20 protein-coding genes, 3 tRNA genes, 1 other RNA gene and 1 pseudogene are annotated in these 21,172 nt (G+C 28.2%); 8 read left to right on the top strand and 17 right to left on the bottom strand.

Going from position 1 to position 21,172, the window contains the following annotated elements; genetic code table 11:
• Nucleotides 1-91: 91 nt before the first annotated feature.
• The 5 genes from recR to SFBMNL_RS00195 form a co-directional block, all read right to left on the bottom strand.
• Nucleotides 92-688, bottom strand: coding sequence for a recombination mediator RecR (gene recR / locus SFBMNL_RS00210; protein ID WP_007440366.1), 597 nt, complete (start codon nucleotides 686-688; stop codon nucleotides 92-94).
• A gap of 62 nt (nucleotides 689-750) precedes the next feature.
• Nucleotides 751-1,086 (bottom strand): YbaB/EbfC family nucleoid-associated protein, encoded by a 336-nt coding sequence (locus SFBMNL_RS00205; RefSeq protein ID WP_042293922.1) that lies wholly within the window; start codon nucleotides 1,084-1,086, stop codon nucleotides 751-753.
• Nucleotides 1,087-1,123: 37 nt separating this feature from the next.
• A complete protein-coding gene (gene dnaX, locus SFBMNL_RS00200; RefSeq protein ID WP_042293921.1) occupies nucleotides 1,124-2,605 on the bottom strand; it encodes a DNA polymerase III subunit gamma/tau in 1,482 nt (493 codons plus the stop codon).
• An 82-nt stretch (nucleotides 2,606-2,687) separates the two neighbouring features.
• Nucleotides 2,688-2,952: signal recognition particle sRNA large type (ffs, locus tag SFBMNL_RS08130), an RNA gene on the bottom strand.
• A gap of 4 nt (nucleotides 2,953-2,956) precedes the next feature.
• A tRNA-Ser gene (locus SFBMNL_RS00195) sits at nucleotides 2,957-3,046 on the bottom strand.
• Between the two features lie 79 nt (nucleotides 3,047-3,125).
• On the opposite strand from SFBMNL_RS00195, the gene SFBMNL_RS00190 reads away from it, so the two are divergent.
• A complete protein-coding gene (locus SFBMNL_RS00190) occupies nucleotides 3,126-3,563 on the top strand; it encodes a nucleoside deaminase (RefSeq protein ID WP_005804975.1) in 438 nt (145 codons plus the stop codon).
• Nucleotides 3,564-3,577: 14 nt separating this feature from the next.
• Here the strand turns inward: SFBMNL_RS00190 and SFBMNL_RS00185 are convergent, their stop codons facing one another.
• From SFBMNL_RS00185 to SFBMNL_RS00175, 3 genes are all read right to left on the bottom strand, one after another.
• Nucleotides 3,578-4,834, bottom strand: a complete 1,257-nt coding sequence (locus tag SFBMNL_RS00185; RefSeq protein ID WP_005804976.1) for an HlyC/CorC family transporter — start codon at nucleotides 4,832-4,834, stop codon at nucleotides 3,578-3,580.
• 121 nt (nucleotides 4,835-4,955) lie between these two features.
• A tRNA-Arg gene (locus SFBMNL_RS00180) sits at nucleotides 4,956-5,030 on the bottom strand.
• 68 nt (nucleotides 5,031-5,098) lie between these two features.
• A complete protein-coding gene (locus SFBMNL_RS00175) occupies nucleotides 5,099-5,698 on the bottom strand; it encodes a hypothetical protein (protein ID WP_042293918.1) in 600 nt (199 codons plus the stop codon).
• Nucleotides 5,699-5,808: 110 nt separating this feature from the next.
• Here SFBMNL_RS00175 and proS point away from each other — a divergent pair, with 110 nt between their 5' ends.
• From proS to SFBMNL_RS08125, 7 genes are all read left to right on the top strand, one after another.
• Complete coding sequence (proS, locus tag SFBMNL_RS00170; protein ID WP_005804978.1) at nucleotides 5,809-7,248, top strand: proline--tRNA ligase; 1,440 nt, start codon at nucleotides 5,809-5,811, stop codon at nucleotides 7,246-7,248.
• A gap of 12 nt (nucleotides 7,249-7,260) precedes the next feature.
• The gene (locus tag SFBMNL_RS00165; RefSeq protein WP_042293915.1) at nucleotides 7,261-7,746 is read left to right on the top strand and encodes a DUF4358 domain-containing protein; all 486 of its coding nucleotides are present in this window, start codon (nucleotides 7,261-7,263) and stop codon (nucleotides 7,744-7,746) included.
• A 52-nt stretch (nucleotides 7,747-7,798) separates the two neighbouring features.
• Nucleotides 7,799-8,866, top strand: a complete 1,068-nt coding sequence (locus tag SFBMNL_RS00160; protein ID WP_042293913.1) for a hypothetical protein — start codon at nucleotides 7,799-7,801, stop codon at nucleotides 8,864-8,866.
• A gap of 19 nt (nucleotides 8,867-8,885) precedes the next feature.
• Complete coding sequence (locus tag SFBMNL_RS00155; protein ID WP_007440367.1) at nucleotides 8,886-10,256, top strand: MBOAT family O-acyltransferase; 1,371 nt, start codon at nucleotides 8,886-8,888, stop codon at nucleotides 10,254-10,256.
• Between the two features lie 153 nt (nucleotides 10,257-10,409).
• Nucleotides 10,410-11,390, top strand: a complete 981-nt coding sequence (locus SFBMNL_RS00150) for a DHHW family protein (protein WP_005804984.1) — start codon at nucleotides 10,410-10,412, stop codon at nucleotides 11,388-11,390.
• 90 nt (nucleotides 11,391-11,480) lie between these two features.
• Nucleotides 11,481-11,948 carry a chromate transporter gene (locus SFBMNL_RS00145; RefSeq protein WP_242838762.1) on the top strand — a complete coding sequence of 156 codons (468 nt, stop codon included), beginning with the start codon at nucleotides 11,481-11,483 and terminating at the stop codon, nucleotides 11,946-11,948.
• The gene (locus tag SFBMNL_RS08125; RefSeq protein ID WP_005804986.1) at nucleotides 11,949-12,485 is read left to right on the top strand and encodes a chromate transporter; all 537 of its coding nucleotides are present in this window, start codon (nucleotides 11,949-11,951) and stop codon (nucleotides 12,483-12,485) included. It begins immediately after the preceding gene.
• Between the two features lie 33 nt (nucleotides 12,486-12,518).
• Here SFBMNL_RS08125 and SFBMNL_RS00130 read toward each other — a convergent pair.
• The 9 genes and pseudogenes from SFBMNL_RS00130 to SFBMNL_RS00090 all read right to left on the bottom strand — a co-directional run bounded on the left by SFBMNL_RS00130 (nucleotide 12,519) and on the right by SFBMNL_RS00090 (nucleotide 21,171).
• Nucleotides 12,519-15,554: pseudogene (locus tag SFBMNL_RS00130) on the bottom strand (type I restriction endonuclease subunit R).
• Between the two features lie 46 nt (nucleotides 15,555-15,600).
• Nucleotides 15,601-16,869: a restriction endonuclease subunit S gene (locus SFBMNL_RS08120; RefSeq protein ID WP_042293908.1), complete on the bottom strand. Its 1,269-nt coding sequence runs from the start codon at nucleotides 16,867-16,869 to the stop codon at nucleotides 15,601-15,603.
• Nucleotides 16,870-16,887: 18 nt separating this feature from the next.
• The gene (locus tag SFBMNL_RS00120; protein WP_242838761.1) at nucleotides 16,888-17,193 is read right to left on the bottom strand and encodes a hypothetical protein; all 306 of its coding nucleotides are present in this window, start codon (nucleotides 17,191-17,193) and stop codon (nucleotides 16,888-16,890) included.
• Nucleotides 17,183-18,688, bottom strand: coding sequence for a type I restriction-modification system subunit M (locus tag SFBMNL_RS00115; protein ID WP_042293907.1), 1,506 nt, complete (start codon nucleotides 18,686-18,688; stop codon nucleotides 17,183-17,185). The genes SFBMNL_RS00120 and SFBMNL_RS00115 overlap by 11 nt, the downstream gene beginning before the upstream one ends.
• 18 nt (nucleotides 18,689-18,706) lie before the next feature.
• Nucleotides 18,707-19,132 carry a VOC family protein gene (locus SFBMNL_RS00110; protein WP_005804991.1) on the bottom strand — a complete coding sequence of 142 codons (426 nt, stop codon included), beginning with the start codon at nucleotides 19,130-19,132 and terminating at the stop codon, nucleotides 18,707-18,709.
• Between the two features lie 216 nt (nucleotides 19,133-19,348).
• A complete protein-coding gene (locus SFBMNL_RS00105) occupies nucleotides 19,349-19,651 on the bottom strand; it encodes a DUF1048 domain-containing protein (protein WP_042295212.1) in 303 nt (100 codons plus the stop codon).
• 66 nt (nucleotides 19,652-19,717) lie between these two features.
• Nucleotides 19,718-20,050, bottom strand: a complete 333-nt coding sequence (locus SFBMNL_RS00100; RefSeq protein WP_042295210.1) for a PadR family transcriptional regulator — start codon at nucleotides 20,048-20,050, stop codon at nucleotides 19,718-19,720.
• A 149-nt stretch (nucleotides 20,051-20,199) separates the two neighbouring features.
• Nucleotides 20,200-20,276, bottom strand: a tRNA-Arg gene (locus tag SFBMNL_RS00095).
• A gap of 55 nt (nucleotides 20,277-20,331) precedes the next feature.
• Complete coding sequence (locus SFBMNL_RS00090; RefSeq protein WP_005804995.1) at nucleotides 20,332-21,171, bottom strand: DUF1189 family protein; 840 nt, start codon at nucleotides 21,169-21,171, stop codon at nucleotides 20,332-20,334.
• Nucleotide 21,172: the final 1 nt, after the last annotated feature.

Genomic DNA, 21,172 nt, shown 5'->3' with positions numbered 1-21,172 from the left:
CATCTAACCTTCCTCCTGGCTGTCCCACAGCCAACTCACTCATATTACCAAACTTCATACCACCATGTCAATACCTTTCTACACATTTTACCTAAATTCTTTGTCTAAAATCTAAAGCTCTACTTAAAGTAATTTCATCAACATATTCTAAATCGCTTCCTAAAGGCACTCCATATGCTAATCTAGTTAATTTCTGTTCATTTGAAAACAATTTTGATATATATATACTAGTTGCCTCTCCCTCGAGAGTTGGGTTTGTCGCTAATATAACTTCATTTATCTTTTCTTCTTTTACTCTCTTAACAAACAATTCTATCTTAAGATCATCCGGACCGATACCTTTAATAGGAGATATTAATCCGTGCAACACATAGTATAACCCTTTATAACTTCCTATCTTCTCAAATGCATAAACATCTTTTACATCTTGTACAACACAAATTGTAGATTTATCTCTACTCGTATCCTTACAAATCAAACAAATATCATCATCAGAAAAATTATTACATTTTTCACAATATCTTAATTTTTCTTTACATTTTTTTACAGAATCACAAAATTCATTGATCTCATTTATTTCTCTATTCAAAATATGCATGGTTAATCTTATAGCTGTCTTATATCCTATTCCAGGTAATTTAGAAAACTCACTAACAACTTTTTGTATATACTCTGGATACTCTATCATATTTACCCCCATAATTTAAAAATAAAATAAGGCGAGTATACACCCACCTAAACCTAATTTTATTAAAATCCTGGTATACTAAAACCACCAGTTAATTTGGACATTTCTCTATTAGTTTCATCGTCTACTTTTTTATATACATCATTTATACAACTTATTATTAAATCCTGTAGCATTTCAATATCATCTGGATCAACCACTTCTGGCTTTAATTTTAAATCGATTATTTCTTTCTTTCCATTCATTCTAACAAAAACAACCCCACCTCCAGATGTAGATTCAAACTCCATCTCCTCTAATTGTTTCTTTGTTTCTTCCATATTTTTTTGCAACTTTTGGGCTTGTTTAAATAAATTATTCATATTTCCTCCACCAAATCCACCTGAAAATCCTTTCATTACAAATCATTCCTTTCTTAAATCATTAATACTATTACTACTTGTTTTGTATTTCTATCTCATCACCAAAATAACCTTTTAACTTATGTTGAATATTGTCTTCCTCAACTTCATTTGAGAAAAATAACTCAAATTCTATACTACCTCCAAAAAAATCAAACAAATTTGTTTTAATTTCCCTAAGTGTATCTCTCTTTTTCAATCTATTTAATATTCCCTCTGTATTGCACTTAAAAACAATACTATCACTACTCATATCCTTCAAATCTCCATTAGTCAAAAGAGAATATAGAACCATATGTTTATTCATCTTGAGATACTTTAAAAAATCATTCCATTTATCAAATTTAATATTTTTATTTGCAGTATCATTAAAATCAGATTTTTTTACTTCGCTCTGCAAATCAAAACCTGATTTGTTTAACAAAGATTCTCCACCATCATATACGATTCTTACTATAAGCATCTCTAAATAAACTCTATACTCAATATCACTTAAATTTCTCATGTCATTTATTTTATTTAATTCACTTAAAACCATATATATGTAATCAAAATCCAAAATTTCTGATATAGCCATAATATTCTTTATATTTAAACTATTTTTTTCAATTAATATGTTTAAATTTTCCTTGTTTATTTTTAAAAACATAATATCTCTCAATACATTTCTGAAATCATTAATAAAACTTTTAATATTAAGACTATCTTCAAATATTTTTGATATTATTAAAAGAATCTTATTTAACTTATTTAATCTTAAATTATCTATAATATCGAATATCATCTCACTAGATGTAATACCTAAAATCCTCCGAGAATGCTCAAATGTAATATTATCAGCTGACAACATCACTCTCTCCAAAATACTTATAGCATCCCTCATAGACCCATCAGCTAATTTAGATATTAATGAAATTGACTCGAAATCAATACTTATATTTTCACTTTCAACTATGTATTTTAGTCTATCTATTATGTTTTTATTATCTATATTCTTAAACTCAAATTTCTGACATCTAGATATAATCGTTTTAGGTATCTTTTTTATTTCAGTTGTCGATAAAATAAAAACAACATTTGATGGGGGCTCTTCTAAACTCTTAAGTAACGCATTAAAGGCGCTTATTGAGAGCATATGAACCTCATCTAAAATATAAACTTTATATCCATCTACAAAATTTGAATATCTTAATTCTTCAACTAGTGTTCTAATCTGATCTACACTATTATTAGATGCAGCATCTAGCTCAACTATATTAAGAATTTCATATGTAGAATTACAAGATCTACATTCATAACACGGCTCACCATTAACGTTATTTATACAATTTATAGCTTTCGCAAAAATTCTTGCACAAGTAGTCTTACCAGTACCTCTTATTCCAGAAAACAAATATGCATGAGAAAATTTATGCGATTTGACTTGATTCTTCAATATACTAGACACATTTTCCTGACCACATATATCTTTAAACTTAACAGGTCTATACTTAGTGTATAAAGAATTATTATCCATAAAATCATCCTTTTATTTTAAAGCATCCTACTAAATTAATAGGATGCTTTAAAATAAGTAATATGCTCTATTTATTAACATGTTGTGCTTCTCCCGTTGATAAATATACCCAAAGTGATAGATAAGTCATCAACTCAAATTAAATTATTCTACATCACTTAAAAACATCTACTTACCGTTGCTATCTTCCGATCCTGGCGGAGTTTATAGATCTCTTAATGCATAGAGTTTAATTCTCAACGAATCCGACTTAACTCAAACCCTTACGTACATAACCGAAGAGAGCCTTCAACTCTGCTGTAGCGGATTGCAGATACAGGGCACCGCTAGTTCCCCATCTAGCACAACAATTGGCGGAAAGAGAGGGATTCGAACCCTCGATAGAATTTCTCCTATACATGCGTTCCAGGCATGCCTCTTAAACCACTCGAGCATCTCTCCATACAATATAAAATTATATAGTATAAAATTTTATATTGCAATAAAATTATATTAAAAATTATTAAATAAGGTGTATATTATGGATATAAAATACTTCACTAAAGAAATGATAAGAGAAGCCTACAAAGCTTATAAACTTGATGAAATACCAGTAGGATGTTTAATTGTAAAAAATAATACAATAATTAGCAGATCTTATAATACTAAATACTCAACGAATATTCCAATAAACCATGCAGAAATTCTATCAATAATAAATTCATGTAAAATTTTAAATTCACTATATCTTGATAATTGTTCTATGTTTATATCTTTAGAACCTTGTACTATGTGTACAGGTGCTATAATTGAAAGTAGAATTAAAAACATATTTATAGGGTCTTCTAATCCCTTTAATGGATTTTTTTCTAAAAATTATTATAATCATCTTCCAAATTTGAATATTACATGGTTAAATGATACTACATCTGAATTTCTTATAAATAAATTCTTTATTAAAAAACGAACAAAGCTATAATGCAAATTATAGCTTTAACTATTAATCCTAACCCTCAATCTCTTTATACGATTTTTTCCTATATTCTCAATAATAAATGATATATTATTAATATCAACAACCTCTCCAGCTTCTGGAAATTTTCCTAATTTTTCAATTATATACCCTCCGATTGTTTCAAATTCTGATTCTATTGTTATGCCTAACATATCCTCAAGTGTATCAAGTTTAAGCGTGCCAACTATTAAATACTCCCTGTCATTTAAAACTTGAATTTCCTTATCTATTATTTCATCATACTCATCTTCTATATCTCCAACTATTTCCTCTATCAAATCTTCAATAGTTACAAGTCCAATAGTGCCACCATATTCATCTATTATAACACTCATATGATTCCTGTTCTTCTTCATTTCATTAAATAAATCACGTATTTTCTTATATTCATAACTTGAATATATGCTTCTTATATACTTATCTATTTTAAAATCCTTATCCTTTTCTATAAAAAACAAATCTTTTATATTAATTAAACCGATAATATTATCTATGTTATCCTTAAACACAGGAACTCTTGAAAATCGTTCAGTCTTAAATATAGATACAATTTCCTCGTAACTTGAGTCTATAGAAAGCGTGACCATGTCAACTCTTGGTATCATGATATCTTTCGCTTTTAAATCTCCGAACTCAAACACATTATATATGAGTCTCTTATCCTCTACTTCTAAAACACCCTCCTCCTGACTGAAGTTAACCATACTTTTAATATCTTCTTCTGTTATATTAACTTGACCTTCTCCCTCTTTAATTCCAAAAATAAGCATTATTATTTTAGATATCTTCGAAAATATAAAAACAATTGGTTTTAGTAATAAAAGCACTATTTTTAATGGTCTATATAATACTAATGCTAATTTTTCAGCTTTTAACACAGCGATAGTTTTAGGTGTAATCTCTCCAAAAATCAATATTACAATTGTTAAAACTAATGTAGACATAAACGTTGCAAATCCTATACCAAACTTACCAAATAAATTCATAAATATGATAGTTGAAATTGAAGATGCCAATATATTAACTATATTATTACAAATCAGTATTGTGCTTAAAATTTTACTAGGATCCTCTACTAATTCTTGAATTTCTTTAGCCCCTCTTATTCCATCATCTATAAATTGTTTAATCCTAATTTTATTAATAGACATAAGTGCTGTTTCAGCTGCTGAAAAAAAACCTGAAAGTAAAATTAGAAATACTAAAAATACTACAAGCCAACCACTAGATTCCAAAAATAACCACTCCTAAATAATTTTAATTTTGAATTAATTCTATATTACATAAAATTATAATCTCTATTTGTTAATAAATATAATAATTAAATAAAAGAGTGCCATATCAAATGGCACTCTTTGGCACTCTCAACAGGAATCGAACCTGTATCTACTCCTTAGGAGGGAGCTATTCTATCCATTAAACTATGAGAGCAAACATATATAATATTTCGTATGTTATTGTATTAAATTTTATAACCATTGTCAAATATAAAATATGTTTTATATTAAATACTTAATACATTTAAATATATTTTCATAAAAATCATTCCTAATAAGTTTATAATTCTTAAATTTTTCATACAACTCTCCATAATGATTAACACAAAATACAAATGCATTTCTATTTATAGCTTTAATCATAAATAAATCATTGTTATATAATTCAATATCATCAAAATTATTGATTATAACTATATTACTATAGATCTTACATACTCTATTTTTTAATACAAGATTGATATGCTTTGAATTTATAATATTTATTCTTGAGGTAATAAATATCTTATCTTTTAATAACTTGCTACTAAGAACATTATCTATATACTTTATCAATATATAATCTCCTTCAATGAATATAAAATGAGGTTTATGTATCTCTATCAAATACAACAATTTATTATCATCAATTTGAAAATTATAATCCACAAATTTAATCTTAATATTATCATTTATAACATAATTAATACTCGTATTACCCCTATCAAAGCATAAAACAAGTATCTTTTCATTATTTTTTATATTTTTCATTCTTATATATGAATTCAAAAATAATGTTTTTCCACTCCCATTAAATCCTATTATTATTTCAACTTCGCTCATAATTCTCCACACACTTATTATTACACAATTATAAATATTCCATAAAATATGTATTAATGTTATAATTTATATAAATGAAATTTTTTCAATAAGGATAGGGTGTCTACATAATGAGTAATGAGAAAAAAATGGTTAGGGAAATTACATCTATGGATGTAGATTTTTCTAAGTGGTATACAGACATAATTAAAAAAGCAGAGCTAGCTGAGTATTCAAGCATAAAAGGCTGTATGATAATCAGACCTTATGGATTTAAAATTTGGGAAAATATACAAAGCTATCTAGATAAAAAATTTAAAAAAACAGGACATGAGAATATTTATATGCCCATGTTCATACCTGAATCTTTACTAAAAAAAGAGAGTGATCATGTCGAAGGATTCGCTCCTGAAGCTGCTTGGGTAACCCATGGCGGAAATGAAAAGTTAAATGAAAGAATGTGTGTTAGACCAACATCAGAAACTTTATTTTGTGAACACTACTCAAACATTATTGAATCTTATAAAGATTTACCAAAACTTTATAATCAATGGTGCTCTGTTGTTCGATGGGAAAAATCAACAAGACCATTTTTACGGACAACGGAATTTTTATGGCAAGAAGGACACACAGCACACGAAAATGAAGATGATGCTATGAGAGAAGTATTAAAAATGCTCGATATATATGAGGAATTATGTAAAAACATATTGGCAATTCCAGTTATTAAGGGTAAAAAAACAAATATTGAAAAATTCGCTGGTGCAAAACAAACTTACACAATCGAAAGTATGATGCATGATGGAAAAGCGCTTCAAAGTGGCACAACTCACTATTTTTCTGATATATTTGCTAAAGCATTTAACATTACCTTTACAGATAAAAATGGAGAACAAAAATATGTACATCAAACTTCATGGGGAGTATCCTCAAGATTAATAGGATCTATAATTATGGTTCATGGTGATAATAAGGGACTTTGTCTTCCTCCAAGAATTGCTCCCATACAAGTTATAATTGTTCCTATTAACATTAAAGATGACAAAATCATAAATAAAGCTTATGAAATATATGATCATCTCAAAAAACATTTCAGATGTTTAATAGATAAATCAAATAAATCTGCAGGATGGAAATTCAATCAATATGATATGAAGGGAATTCCCCTAAGGCTAGAGCTTGGTTCGAGAGATTTTGAAAAAAACTCAATAACTTTATATAGACGTGATACTGGTGAAAAAGTTATGATACCTTTAAACTCAAATTTAAATGAAATTATAAAAGAATATCTAGATAAAGTTCATGAAAAATTATTTGAAAAAGCTCTTAAAATTAGAGAACAAAAAACATACGTAGCTAAGACAATAGAAGATTTAAAAAACATTTATAAATCTAAATCTGGATTTACTAAAGTTATGCTATGTGACAATGAGGAATGTGAAACAAAAATAAAAAATGAAGTATCTATAACATCAAGATGTATACCGTTTGATCAAACAAAATTATATGATAAATGTATTTGCTGTAATAAACCTACTGATACTATGGTTTTGTTTGGTAAATCTTATTAGGAGCATACAATTATGAAATTACTTAAATTTATTTCACTCCTATTTATATTTTTGTGTTTAACATCTTGTAATACTGATTATTTAAATGTTAGTGATGAGTATACAAATGACCTTAATATTTCCTCTAATGAAATCTTCGATATGGCCACTAAAGGATTAGATCTACCAAAATTTAAAAGTTTAAATGAAGATGAAATTTTAGATTTGTACGCTTTGGATCCAAGCATTTTGATAGACTATATATCAAACGTTTCTCAGGAAAATACATCTGGTGTTGAGATATCTATATTCCATTTAAAAGATAAAACAAACGCAAATGAGGTTATATTAGGCATACAAAGAAGAATTGAAATATTAGAAAATGATTTTAGAACTGTTAAACAATCAGAATATGATTTAATAACGAATCCATACATAAATACTATTGGTAACTACATTATATTTGCACTACACAAGGATATAAAAACATTTGAAAACAATCTAAATAATATTTTTTAAAATAATTTAAGGAGAATTATTATTCTCCTTAAAATTATAAGGAGATTTAACTATGATTATAAATAAAAAATCAGCTATAATTGTATCATCATTAACACTATTTGGTTTAACATCTTGTAATGGAAACACTATATCTGAAAATAAAGTCACAGAAAATACAGAAGATAATTTGCAAATATCAACAAGAACCATAGATACAAATGAAAATGTAATAAACTTAAATAATGAGGAAACTCCTTCCCTTGGATTATATGATTACACAATAGGACTATCATCATATCCTATTATAGAAAATATACCTTTAGATAAATCACCTGAAAATAAAGAAATTTTAGAAGAACTTTTTACACTTAGTGAAGTTGAAAAAATTGCTGAAGATATATCAAATGAATATATGAATTATTTATCAGAAAACGAGACATATTTAACTAATGAATATGAAAAATATATAAATTCACTTGAGAATAACTACTCAAACTTAGAGACTGAATATACAAACTTATTAAATGATTTTTTAAACTATCTAGATAATAATTATCAAGATGAAACAGACAAAGAAGATGAAGTCATTCCTAATATTCCTCCACCATCTTTTGAAGATACACCCCAAGAAAATGAAAATAATAATACAAACAATAATAAATTTCTAACTAGAGAAGAAGAAATAAACGCAATTTATGAAAAGGCTTTATATAATTCGGCTAAAAATACCAATGACTATGAACCTATACAAGGACAACCTCAGAGTACTTCGAAACTTATACTAGATGAAATATTAGAAAACATTACCTTACAACCATACACATACGCTAATAATTCTTTCATTTCATTAAATTATGGTATTGACATAACTGAAATAGAAGATTATAAACTCATACATTCTAAAGAATTAAGTTCAAACTATTTTGAAATTTTTATATTTAAACCTAAAAACTTATCAGATCAATCTTTAATGAATAAACTTAATTTGAGAATATCTAGTATTTTAAGTTCGATTAATGAACATACTAATAATGAATTTAAAATTGAAAATAATGTTCTTCTTTTAAGTATAGAAGATCATATACTATTTTGTTTCTCAAAAAATAGTGATGATATATTGAAATTATTTGAACAATAATAAAGGGATTGGATGTTTAATGGTATTCTCTAGTTTAATATTTATATTTTTTTTCCTACCAATTACATTATTTATTTATTATATATCTCCAAAATCAATTAGGCTTGCTGTACTTTTCTTAGCAAGTCTTTTGTTCTATGCCTTTGGAGAACCTTTGTATATTTTCCTCATGATCTTCTCAACCATCTTAGATTACACAATAGGATTATTGATAGATAAATACAAAAACTTTAAATATTTAAAAATCGCATTCCTTACACTATCTATTGTAGTTAATTTATCTATGCTATGTTTCTTTAAATATTCGTCACTTATTATTAAATCTTTAAATGTAGTATTTAATTTAAATATAAATTATTCTCCTCTTCCTCTACCAATAGGTATATCATTCTACACCTTTCAAACTCTTTCATATACAGTAGATATCTTCTTAAATAAAATAGACGTGCAAAAAAATTTCATATCATTTGGAGCATATATATCATTATTTCCTCAACTCATCGCAGGACCAATTGTTACTTACAAAAGTATTGAAAAAGATATAAATAATAAATCTCGAGAGAATATTAAATTGTTTGATAATGGGGTAACTAGATTTATGGAAGGAATTTGCAAAAAAGTAATCATTGCAAATAATATGGGATACCTATTTAGTACACTAACAGAATTACCTCTATCTAATATGTCAACTCTCACAGCATGGATGTGTATATTTTCATACTTCTTTCAAATTTATTTTGATTTCAGTGGATATTCAGATATGGCAATAGGACTTGGATACATGTTTGGGTTTAAATTTAACGAAAATTTTAACTACCCCTATATGTCAAGAAGTGTAACTGAATTTTGGAGAAGATGGCATATCTCTTTAGGATCATGGTTTAAAGACTATTTGTATATACCTCTAGGAGGGAATAGACGACATAAATATTTTAATTTATTTATTGTTTGGATGTTCACAGGTCTATGGCATGGTGCTAATTTTAACTTTATACTCTGGGGAATTTACTTTTTTATATTTATACTTATTGAAAAGATATTTTTACTTAAATTTCTCGAAAATAGCAAAATATTATCTAGAATTTATTTAATAATTATAGTGTTATTTGGATGGTGTATTTTTGTATTTGAAGATTTTAATTATCTAAAAGGATTTATATTTAAAATGATTTCTATAGACAATTTTATAGATATGACATTTTTATATTATTTTACAAATTTCATCATTTATTTTATTATATCAATCATATTTTCGACTCCTATAATAAAAAATATTAAATCAAAAATATCCCCTATCCTAGCAAAAATATTTTTAATTATAATGTTTTTAATAAGTATATCATTTATAGTTAATTCATCATTCAACCCATTTCTATACTTCAGATTTTAATAAAAGGAAGTGGTATAAATTAAAAGGAACTATTTACTTAGCATTATATTTTTAATAATAATTTTTATTTTTCCTGTTTTACACATTTTATTTAAAGATAAGGATTTTTCATTTATAGAAAATAGATATTTATCAAAATTTCCAGAATTCTCTATGGAATCACTTACATCTGGAAAATTTAATGATGAATTTTCTTCTTACCTTGAAGACCATTTTCCTTTTAGAAATAACTTCATAACTTTAAAGTCATCATTTGAATTTTTAATAGGTCGAAGAGATATAAATAACATTTACATCGCAAAAAATAATTACTTAATAGAAACTTTCAAAGATATCAATTTAAATATAATTAATAATAACTTAAACTTAATAAATGATTTATCTACAAACTATAAAATTAGTTTAATGATAATACCAACTTCTACAGAAATATTAAAAGATTATCTTCCTCCATATTCAGTAAATGTAGATCAGGTTAAACTGTTAAAATACATAGAAAATGCATTAAATAATAATATTAAATTTATAAATCCAATTGAGATATTTAACTTACATAAAAATGAATATATCTACTATAAAACAGATCATCATTACACAACTCTCGGAGCTTATTACTCCTATTTAAAATTTTGCGAAGAAAATATCATTACCCCACTTAACAAAGATAATTTTTTAATTAAAAGGGTGTCTAATACATTTCTTGGATCATTATTCTCTAAAGTTAACCTAATTGGCATTACTCCAGACGAAGTATACATTTTCCGAAGTAAACAAAAAAATGATTTAACAGTTGACTATGTTACTAAAAAGTCAACTTCTCTTTATAACTTTTCATATTTAAATAACGCTAGAGATCACTATAATATATTTCTTGATAACAATCATCCCTTAATTAAAATAACTACATCTATTCATAACAATAAAAAATTGTGTATAATAAAAGACTCTTATGCTAACTCTTTTATACCTTTTTTAGTAAATCACTTTGAGGAAATACACGTATTAGATTTAAGGTTTTACACAAAAAATATAATTAACTATCTTAAGGAAAATAATTTAGAAGAGATTCTAATCTACTACAATATAAAAAACTTTTGTGAAGATAAGAATTTTATATTTATAAAACAAAATTAATGGAGGGATAACTTGAAGCGCAAAACTTTATATACTCTTTTTACTACTTTTTTTAAGATTGGGCTACTAACCTTTGGCGGTGGATATTCAATGTTACCATTTATCGAAAAAGAAATAACTGAGAAAAACAAATTTATAACTCAAGATGAGCTGCTTGATATATTTTCAATTTCTGAATGCACACCAGGACCTGTATCTATAAATTGTGCGACATTTATTGGTTACAAACTTTGTGGTTTTATTGGTGCAACTGTATCAACTCTTGGCATAGTTCTTCCATCCTTTATAATAATACTCTTGATATCATTTTTCTTAGATTACTTTAAAGAAATTAAAATAATATCTGGTTTTCTTAGCGGTATAAAAATAGGAGTTATAGTTATGCTCGCATTTACAGTATTAAAGATGAACAAAAAATCTAAAAAAACTAAATACTATTATCCAATAATGGTACTTGTACTTTTGTTATGTTTCTTTACTCCTATAAGTTCAATTACAATTTTAATTATATCTATCATTATAAACATTTTAATAATTAGATTTAGAGGGAAGATTTAAATGGGAATAAATTTTATGCTTCTTTCTGTATTCTTTAAAATTGGTCTCTTTACATTCGGTGGTGGGTATGCAATGATACCTCTAATTAAAGAATACATACTTAAATATTCTTGGGCAACTAACAATGAACTCCTAGAATTCATCGCAATATCAGAATCAACCCCGGGACCTTTCGCAATTAATATAAGTACATTCATTGGTTTCAGAAATTCTAGAATAATAGGTGCTATATTCTCAACGCTTGGAGTAGTTCTTCCATCTTTTATAATAATTATCCTTGTATCAAAATTCATAAACAAATTTAAAAATAACATTTATCTTGAAAGCACTCTAAAAAATATAAGACCTGTAATACTTTCACTCTTAATTTATTCCGTTATAAATATTGCAAGTAAATCACTTTTTTCATCATCAGGAATAGATAAAATAAATCTAATATTATTTTTGATCTTGCTCCTATTTAATTTAAAATTTAAACTATCACCTCTAAAAATAATTTTGCTATCAGGAATACTTGGAGTAATTTTTTTAAAATAAAAATGCATCTCAATAAATTTTGAGATGCATTTTTTAAACTCTATAACTTTCTTCTCCAAAATCTGCCCAAATTTCGCATTGAGATAATACTGTTGCCACGGCATCCTCTAAACCTTTTGGTGGATAATCATAGTCTTTTAAAAGTTTTCTAACCATTCTACGCATTTTTGCTCTCGCAGTATCCTTTTTCTGCCAATCTATAGTTCTACTTCTTCTTAAGCTGTCTGTAAGCATACGAGTGAGTGCTACAAGTTCTTGATTTGTGTAAAAATCTTTTATAGCCTCTGGTCGAGTTAGTGCATCATAAAATGCCATCTCCTCATCACTAAGTCCAAGTGATTCTGCCTCTTCTGAGGAGCGTGATATATCTCGTGCCATCTTTAATAGCTCTTCTATTATCTCTTCATTTGTGATCATTCCATTTATATATAACCTCATAGCCTTATTTAACATTTCCGAAAATTTTTGTGATTTAACAATATTATTCCTTTTATATACTGAAATCTGTTCATTTAAAAGTTTCTTTAACATTTCAACTGCCAAATTCTTCTCTTTCATATTTGAAACTTCTTCTAAAAATTTTTCATCAAATATAGAAACCCCAATATCAATATCAGAAAATAAATTTATAATACCATCACTTTTTATACTCTCTTTTAATAAGTCATTAATATGCTTATTTATATCTTTTAAAGAAAGAGGTTTATTTTCTCCTGTTATGCGTGTAAGTAGTGTACGAAGTGCTTCAAAATATGCAGATTCAAGTCTTTGATCCTTAGTTAAAATAGAGCGACAAAGTGAAACAGATTGACGCAAGAGAAGCGACTCTTTTATATAGAATTTTTTATCCTCCTTTCTTGATGGATCTGATAGAAAGTTAACGCCTCCACTTATAAGTTTTGCACGCGTAAGATCTGTTAATGATTTAAGCATAAATGAGGAATAATCAAACCCATGCAAAAGAGCACGACATACCTCAAGTTTTTCTATAAACTTTGGATAAGCAATTTTTGAGATATCACTCTCCCCATAATTTGCCTTATCTCTCTTTGTGTAATCGCTCATCGCCTTTTTCAAAGCTCCTGCAATTCCAATATAATCAACTATAAGTCCGCCCTCTTTATTTTTATAAACTCTATTAACTCTAGCTATAGCCTGCATTAAATTATGACCACTCATAGGTTTATATATATACATAGTTGCAAGAGATGGAACATCAAATCCAGTAAGCCACATATCAACAACAATTGCTATTTTAAATGAAGATCCATTATCCTTAAATTTTTGGGCTAGTTCATCCTTATAACGTTTATTTCCTATTATTTTTCTCCAATCTTCTGGATCGTTATTTCCTGAAGTCATAACAACATATACTTTTTCTTCCCATTCAGGCTTTAATTCTAAAATTTTATGATAAATTTTCATAGCAATAGGGCGAGAATATGCAACTATCATTGCTTTACCTGTTAATTCATACTGTCTGTTTTCTTCATAGTGCATTACGATATCTCTAGTTAAAGAGTCTATAGTTTGATCTGCTCCAAGTATACTCTCTAATCTTCCAAGTTCTTTTTTACTCTTCTCAATTGCATGAATCTCAGCGTTATTAGATAAAATTTCATACTCTTTATCTATCATCTCCAATATAGAGTTATCCAAATTCAATTTAATTACACGGCTTTCATAATAAACTGGGAGAGTTGCTCCATCTTCTACAGCTTGAGTCATATCATATATATCAATATAATTTCCAAACACCTCAATTGTAGATCTATCCTTTAATGAAATCGGAGTTCCTGTGAAACCTATATATGTTGCGTTAGGGAAATTATCTCGTATTATTCTAGCTATACCAAAACTTATACGCCCTGTATTTTTATCAACTTTCTCATCTAATCCATACTGTCCCCTATGGGCCTCATCTGCCATGATTATAATATTTTTTCTCTCTGATAGAGGCTCTGTACTTTCCTCAAACTTTTGAATTGTTGAAAAAATGATTCCATTTGCCTCTCTTCCAGCAAGAAGTTTTTTCAAATGCTCACGGCTTTCTGCCTTATTTGGAACTTGATAAAGAAAATCTTTACATTTAGAAAACTGAGAGAAGAGTTGATCATCTAAATCATTTCTATCTGTAAGTACAAGTATAGTTGGAGAATTTATGGTTTCACAAAGAAGATGAGCATAAAATAGCATAGATAGGGATTTACCACTCCCCTGTGTATGCCAAAATACTCCAGCTTTTCCATCGCTCTCTAAAGCATTAAGCGTCGATTTAATAGCTTTTCTAACAGCGAAATATTGATGATAGGCTGAAAGTATTTTTGAATTTTCAGAAAAGCATATAAAATTTTTGATGATATCAAGTAGGCGAGCTTTATCAAACATTCCTTCAATAAAAGTATCAAACTGAGCATAAGAGGTATTTTCATAGCTTCCATCCTTAGTTTTCCACTCCATGAATCTATCTTCACTACTCGTTATAGTTCCAGCCTTTGATACTGCAAGATCACTCATAACTAAAAAAGCATTGTAATTAAAAAGAGAAGGTATCTCGTACATATAATTTCTGAGCTGATTATATGCTTCTGACACGCTTGTCTCTTCACGACTTGGAGACTTAAGCTCAAATACCACAATAGGAATACCATTTAAAAATAAAATAAGGTCTGGTCTCTTCTCACTATTTTCAACAATTGTCCACTGATTAACTATTGTGAAGGTATTTTTCTCTAGGCAGTTATAATCGGCAAGCTTAACTAAATAGCTTTCCTAATTTCCGTTATTAAAACAGTTGACGCTCACTCCATTTTGTAGATAATTCATAAATATTCTATTTTTATCAAGTAAGGTTCCACCTTCAATGTTTCTTAGTTTATTTATGCATTCATTAATTGCAGATTGTGGGATGTCTTTGTTTATTCTCTTAAGAGATGGTGTAAGCTCATCCATATAAATAGCATCTGAATAATCACGGCTTATGTCTGGACCGTATAAATAATTATAAGAAAGAGTATCTCTGAAAACTTCAATCAAAGCATTTTCATAATTCGCTTCTGTGTATGACATATATTAACCTCCTTGTATCAAAAATTTTATGTACTTAAATATTTCTCTATTTAACTCTGATCTCTCCAGACATTAATTTTGGAAGTAATGTATCACGGAGTGAAGAGAGATGAATGTTTTCATTAATATTATTTGACATTTGACGATACAATGGCTCTAATATACAATTAAAACATTCTAATATTTCATCAGTCGGTAATAAAATTTCATAATCTGGTAAAGCTTTCTTACCTAAATGCAATACAGTTGTTCCATTTATATATCCAAAAGCATGCTTCTTAAAATTTAAACTTTTAAGATAAGCAATAAGAATAAAAGCATGCTTCTTAAAATTTAAACTTTTAAGATAAGCAATAAGAATAAATGTAGTCATATTCTTTAAACGCGGTAAAACTTTAACAATATCACATGAAAATATAATTTGCTCATATCCTAATGAGCTTAAAATCATTTCGGCATTACCAATAACTTCAGCATTTTGTGTTAAATCTGTATGTGCAACAAGAATATCATACTGTTTAGTATACTGAGACTCCTTAATCTTACCAGTGATTACAATCTCTTTAAATCCATCTACCTTAAATCCTCCTTCACGTTCAAAATTCTTAATCGTCGCCATAGCAATATCAGATGATTGTAATTCTTTACTTTTATAAGAATATCCACTTACAAATTCAGCAACATCATTAAATCTTACAATTTTCCAATCCCCTGGCATCTTACCGCCCCAAGGTTCAAAATCCACAAACCAAGATTTAAAAATCGCCTTCGCCATTTCCTCCAAAGTTTTATTTATTTTCTTGTTGAGTTCGATTTTGTCATCGAGAGCCGAGAGAATTGAAGCAATTTTTTTCTGTTCTTCCAATGCTGGTAATTCCAACTCTATATTATAAAATGTTTCACGTGTAATAGTATCAAATACCGACCCATGAGTATTCTTTTTTAAAACATCTGTATTATATTTCAAAATATAATACAGATATGTTTGTGTAACAATTTCTTTATCACCACGTATGCCATAACAAGATTGATTAAACGCCATATGAAATGGTATCATTGCCAATTCACCAACTGTTCCACGAGCAGATATTATGATGTCATCAGGATGCAATAACTTTGTAGAACTATTATTTAATCCAGCTTGTGTTATGTATTTTTCAGTTGAATAAACATACCGATCATCATTATTAAAATCTTTTACTGATAACCAAGGAATATTACCATTCCAATATTCTGAAATATTAGTTTTTGGTGTACCACCTCCTATAATTTCAATAATATCCCCCAAAACACACGTTTTCCACCCATCTATCATAATGAATTAACCCCTTTTTTAATCATCCCAATTATCACTTTCTGCCTCCCTCTCTTTTAAAATTAAAATTTCTAGAAGCTCATCAAAAGCATAAATAAAACTATCGCGTATAAGAATGACAAGTGTATCAATACCATCTGTTAAATTAAATTGTCCTACAATCCCAGTTCTATAAATAATATCATCCCTCGTCTCTTCAAAATTAGCAATTTTAAGTGCATTAAGGCTTGCAGAAAAATTATCTATCTTTTTCATTATGTACTCCCTCATCAATCTCAAGAAAAAAATATCCTTTATAACTCTTTCAGGAATATTATATTTCATATCCTATACTCCCAAGTCTTTTTTGAATCTCTTCTTCAAGTTCATGAGATTTATTAAACATCTCTCGAAGTTCCCCAGTGAGTCTCTTCATCTTATCATCAAACCCTTCAGAATCATCTTCTCTATCTTTTATTCCAACATATCTTCCAGGCGTTAAAATATAATCCTCTTTTGATATCTTCTCAGTTGTTACAACTGCACATAAACCTTTCACATCTTCAAGCGTCCCTTCCTCAAACGCACGAAATGTATCAGAAATCTTTTTAATATCTTCTTCTGTCATCTCTCTTAATTTCCTATTTACCATCTTTCCCATATCTCTTGCATCTATAAATAAAGTTTTACCCTTTTGAGTTTTATCCCTATTTATAATCCATAATGACACAGGAATCTGAGTTGTATAAAATAATTGACTCGGCATAGCAACAATCCCTTCAACAAGATCATCTTCAATTATGCCTTTTCGAATATCCCCCTCGCCTCCACTTTTAGATGAGAGAGAACCGTTTGCTAAAACCATTCCGATCTTACCTCTTGGTGAAAGATGGTGAATCATATGCTGAAGCCAAGCAAAGTTTGCATTCCCAGACGGTGGCAAACCATAAGACCATCTAACATCATCATTCAAACTTCCATCATTCCAATTTGAAAGATTAAATGGTGGATTTGATAATATAAAATCTGCCTTAAGCGTTTTATGTAAATCATTATAAAATGTATCCGCACTATGAGGTCCAATGTCCCCTTCTATACCCCTAATTGCAAGATTCATAATTGCCATTTTACGAGTCGTTGGATTTGAATCCTGACCAAATATTGATAAATTATTTATATTCCCTGAATGATGCTCAACAAACTTTGCAGACTGCACAAACATTCCCCCAGAACCACAACATGGATCATATACTCTACCATTAAATGGCTCTAATATTTCAACGAGCGTTCTAACAATACAAGAAGGGGTATAAAATTCTCCAGCTCTCTTTCCTTCTTGCTCTGCAAATTTAGAAAGGCAATACTCATATGTTCTCCCTAATATATCCTTGTCCCGTCCATGATCTATCATATGAATATTTGTAAATAAGTCAACAACATTCCCAAGACGGCGTTTATCAAGTTCCTCTCTTGAATAATTTTTGGGAAGAATATCCTTTAATCTCCTATTCTCTTTCTCAATTGCTCTCATGGCATTATCTATTACAATACCTATTTCCTCTTTGTGAGCAGAGGCTTGTATTACGCTCCACCTTGCCTCAGGAGGAACAAAGAATACATTAACTTCAGTATAAGCATCCTTATCTTCAACATCATCATCATCTCTTAATAATTCCTGATATCTTCTCTCAAAACTATCAGATATGTACTTAAGGAATATAAGCCCGAGAACAACGTGCTTGTATTCTGCTGCATCCATATTACCTCTTAAAATATCAGCAGCAGACCAAATCTGCTGCTCAAAACTAATCGATGCCGTATTATTTTTCTTTACACTCATATCTTCCTCCAAATATCATTAATGAGTATGATATGTCATTTGCCAAGTCACCCCAAATTTATCAGAAACCCAAGCATAAAGCCCTGCAAAAAACTGAGGGGAAAGTTCCATCATAACATGTCCCTCTTCTTTAAGCTTTTCATAAGCTATACGTATTTCTTCTTCACTATTAAAATCAACAGCAATAGAGATCATGCAAGATGGTACAAAAGTATTTTTATCATGTAAACTCTCATCTGTATCAGAAAACATAACCTCTGATCCACAAATATTAAGTGTTCCATGAAGTACCCAATTTTTCTTACTTTCATCTACTGGAAATTCAGAATTACTTGGCATATCTCCGTAATGCATTACCTTCTTATCTGTTCCATTAAATACTTTTTCATAAAAGTTAATAGCCTCATTTGCATCTCCCTTAAATGTAATAAAAGGTTTAACCATAATTTTACCTCCTAAAAACTTTTTCTATAATAATTATTGAAACATACTTATAATACTACATCTTCAATGTCTTTTAAAGATTTGCCATCTTTATTCTCCTCATTTAGAAATAAAATAAGAATCCCCTAAAACTCAAACAATTTTAAGGGATTCTTTTATCAATGTATAAAAAAAAGAAAATTTTTAAGCTCTAAATTATCGACTTTAATTATACTTCTACTTTTTTGTGTTTTTATCGATTCCAATTTTATTTTTTATTTCATTATTTAATTTAGTCCTCCAATCATCTGTATATGTTCTAGTATTTTTCAAAAGTTCATCTACAAATGCGGCAACATCTTCACCAGTTACTTCCAAAATAGATTTACCATTAGACGCTCCTTCCTCAAACAAATCGATCAATCCATAATGAACCTCCATCATATCATAATCAGGAGCTGCTACAAACTGCCACATATGGTTTTGAATTTTCTTAAATACATACTGATAATTCTCAGGTAAATCCTTAACACGTTGCATTTGTTGTTTATACACGCGACGACTCTCTCTCTTATTTTGCTTATATTAAAATAATCGTTAAAAAATTTATTCATAATTTTTATTTTCCCCCAATTCATTTATTTTTGATGACAAAAACTCCCATTTTTTCCAAAACACTCGTAACTCCTTACGCCCTTTATCATTAATCGAATAAATTTTTCGTGGTGGTCCGAGTTCAGACCGTTTTTTTTGAATATCCACTAATTTATTTTTCTCAAATCTAATCAAAATAGTGTAAACAGTCCCTTCAACAACGTCTTTGAATCCAAATTCATTAAGCTTACGAGTAATTTCGTATCCATAAGTGTTCTTCCGATTAATAATCTCAAGAATACAACCTTCTAAAATACCTTTTAGCATTTCGGTTATATCTTCCATAAAAACACCGCCTGTTCCTATATAAATACTATTTAAAATCTCATCTTTACTATAAAATAAAAAAGAGTGAAAGGATTCTAACCTTTCACCCAATATCAATTAAAAAACCATCTACCTATGAAAATCCTTCATTAGTAGATGGTATCATCTGGCACACAGGAGAGGATTCGAACCCCCGACCAACTGGTTCGTAGCCAGCTACTCTATCCAACTGAGCTACCTGTGCATAATAACCTAATTATATCAAAACATATTATATTTTTCAATTAAATTATTTAACCTCATTTTTTAAGATACTTCATCAATGCATCTTTCTTTATTAAATATACACTCCTTAAAAATATAAACAAGGTTAATAGCTCCAAAATATGTAGTGGAAACATAACTTTAATTCCATTAAGCTCAGTAATTATATCAAAAACAGAAATAATTAAATAAGGTATTGTTTGTGCAAATAAAATCATTTTATAAATACTACCAAAACTTGCTCTGAATCTTATTATATACCCACATATAAAAGCAAATAATGAAATAATAAACCCGTATAAGAAATAATCAAAAACCCTGCTTAAAGGAAAAATTATATACGATACGTATTTTAAAACCCTAACAACAATATCAAATGAACTAAAAAACATTTCCTTATTTACAACGATATCTTTTGGTATCACTCCAAAAGATACGAGGTCTGAATATTTTAACGTAATTTCTCTAAGCCCATTTTTGATTATAACATAATCCTTCGTAAGTACTATAGCATCTCTATGATAACTATAATCACTAAAGTCATTTATATTAAATTCATCTCTTGTATCTCCAATTAAAAGAAAATTATTTTCCCTAAATACATTTGATTTAAAAATTACAGGTGAATTCTTTATATTTAAAACTCCGTTTGAATAGCTAATATCTTCAAATATCTCCTGCTTATTATTATTAAATTCCTCAACCTGCTTTATATTCTTATGAAAAGACATGAAATAAAACACACTTATAAGTAAAACAAATATAAATCTATTTAAAATTACCTTAGAAGGTTTCATACCCAAAAAAACTGTATATTTCTTAAAATCAAACATGGCAATACGTAGAGTACTTAAAAAACTATCTTCTTTTTTCATA

Source organism: Candidatus Arthromitus sp. SFB-mouse-NL (assembly GCF_000709435.1).
In the GTDB taxonomy this organism is placed as follows: domain Bacteria; phylum Bacillota; class Clostridia; order Clostridiales; family Clostridiaceae; genus Dwaynesavagella.
Note: the sequence above shows the minus strand (reverse complement) of the source record. Positions and strands in the feature narration are given on the sequence as shown.

Bases quoted from the DNA above. Each gene is read 5' to 3' on its own strand.
- recR (WP_007440366.1), bottom strand. From the start codon at position 688: ATGATAGAGTATCCAGAGTATATACAAAAAGTTGTTAGTGAGTTTTCT.
- SFBMNL_RS00205 (WP_042293922.1), bottom strand. From the start codon at position 1,086: ATGAAAGGATTTTCAGGTGGATTTGGTGGAGGAAATATGAATAATTTA.
- dnaX (WP_042293921.1), bottom strand. From the start codon at position 2,605: ATGGATAATAATTCTTTATACACTAAGTATAGACCTGTTAAGTTTAAA.
- SFBMNL_RS00190 (WP_005804975.1), top strand. From the start codon at position 3,126: ATGGATATAAAATACTTCACTAAAGAAATGATAAGAGAAGCCTACAAA.
- SFBMNL_RS00175 (WP_042293918.1), bottom strand. From the start codon at position 5,698: ATGAGCGAAGTTGAAATAATAATAGGATTTAATGGGAGTGGAAAAACA.
- proS (WP_005804978.1), top strand. From the start codon at position 5,809: ATGAGTAATGAGAAAAAAATGGTTAGGGAAATTACATCTATGGATGTA.
- SFBMNL_RS00165 (WP_042293915.1), top strand. From the start codon at position 7,261: ATGAAATTACTTAAATTTATTTCACTCCTATTTATATTTTTGTGTTTA.
- SFBMNL_RS00160 (WP_042293913.1), top strand. From the start codon at position 7,799: ATGATTATAAATAAAAAATCAGCTATAATTGTATCATCATTAACACTA.
- SFBMNL_RS00155 (WP_007440367.1), top strand. From the start codon at position 8,886: ATGGTATTCTCTAGTTTAATATTTATATTTTTTTTCCTACCAATTACA.
- SFBMNL_RS00150 (WP_005804984.1), top strand. From the start codon at position 10,410: ATGGAATCACTTACATCTGGAAAATTTAATGATGAATTTTCTTCTTAC.
- SFBMNL_RS00145 (WP_242838762.1), top strand. From the start codon at position 11,481: ATGTTACCATTTATCGAAAAAGAAATAACTGAGAAAAACAAATTTATA.
- SFBMNL_RS08125 (WP_005804986.1), top strand. From the start codon at position 11,949: ATGGGAATAAATTTTATGCTTCTTTCTGTATTCTTTAAAATTGGTCTC.
- SFBMNL_RS08120 (WP_042293908.1), bottom strand. From the start codon at position 16,869: ATGATAGATGGGTGGAAAACGTGTGTTTTGGGGGATATTATTGAAATT.
- SFBMNL_RS00120 (WP_242838761.1), bottom strand. From the start codon at position 17,193: ATGAAATATAATATTCCTGAAAGAGTTATAAAGGATATTTTTTTCTTG.
- SFBMNL_RS00115 (WP_042293907.1), bottom strand. From the start codon at position 18,688: ATGAGTGTAAAGAAAAATAATACGGCATCGATTAGTTTTGAGCAGCAG.
- SFBMNL_RS00110 (WP_005804991.1), bottom strand. From the start codon at position 19,132: ATGGTTAAACCTTTTATTACATTTAAGGGAGATGCAAATGAGGCTATT.
- SFBMNL_RS00105 (WP_042295212.1), bottom strand. From the start codon at position 19,651: ATGCAACGTGTTAAGGATTTACCTGAGAATTATCAGTATGTATTTAAG.
- SFBMNL_RS00100 (WP_042295210.1), bottom strand. From the start codon at position 20,050: ATGGAAGATATAACCGAAATGCTAAAAGGTATTTTAGAAGGTTGTATT.
- SFBMNL_RS00090 (WP_005804995.1), bottom strand. From the start codon at position 21,171: ATGAAAAAAGAAGATAGTTTTTTAAGTACTCTACGTATTGCCATGTTT.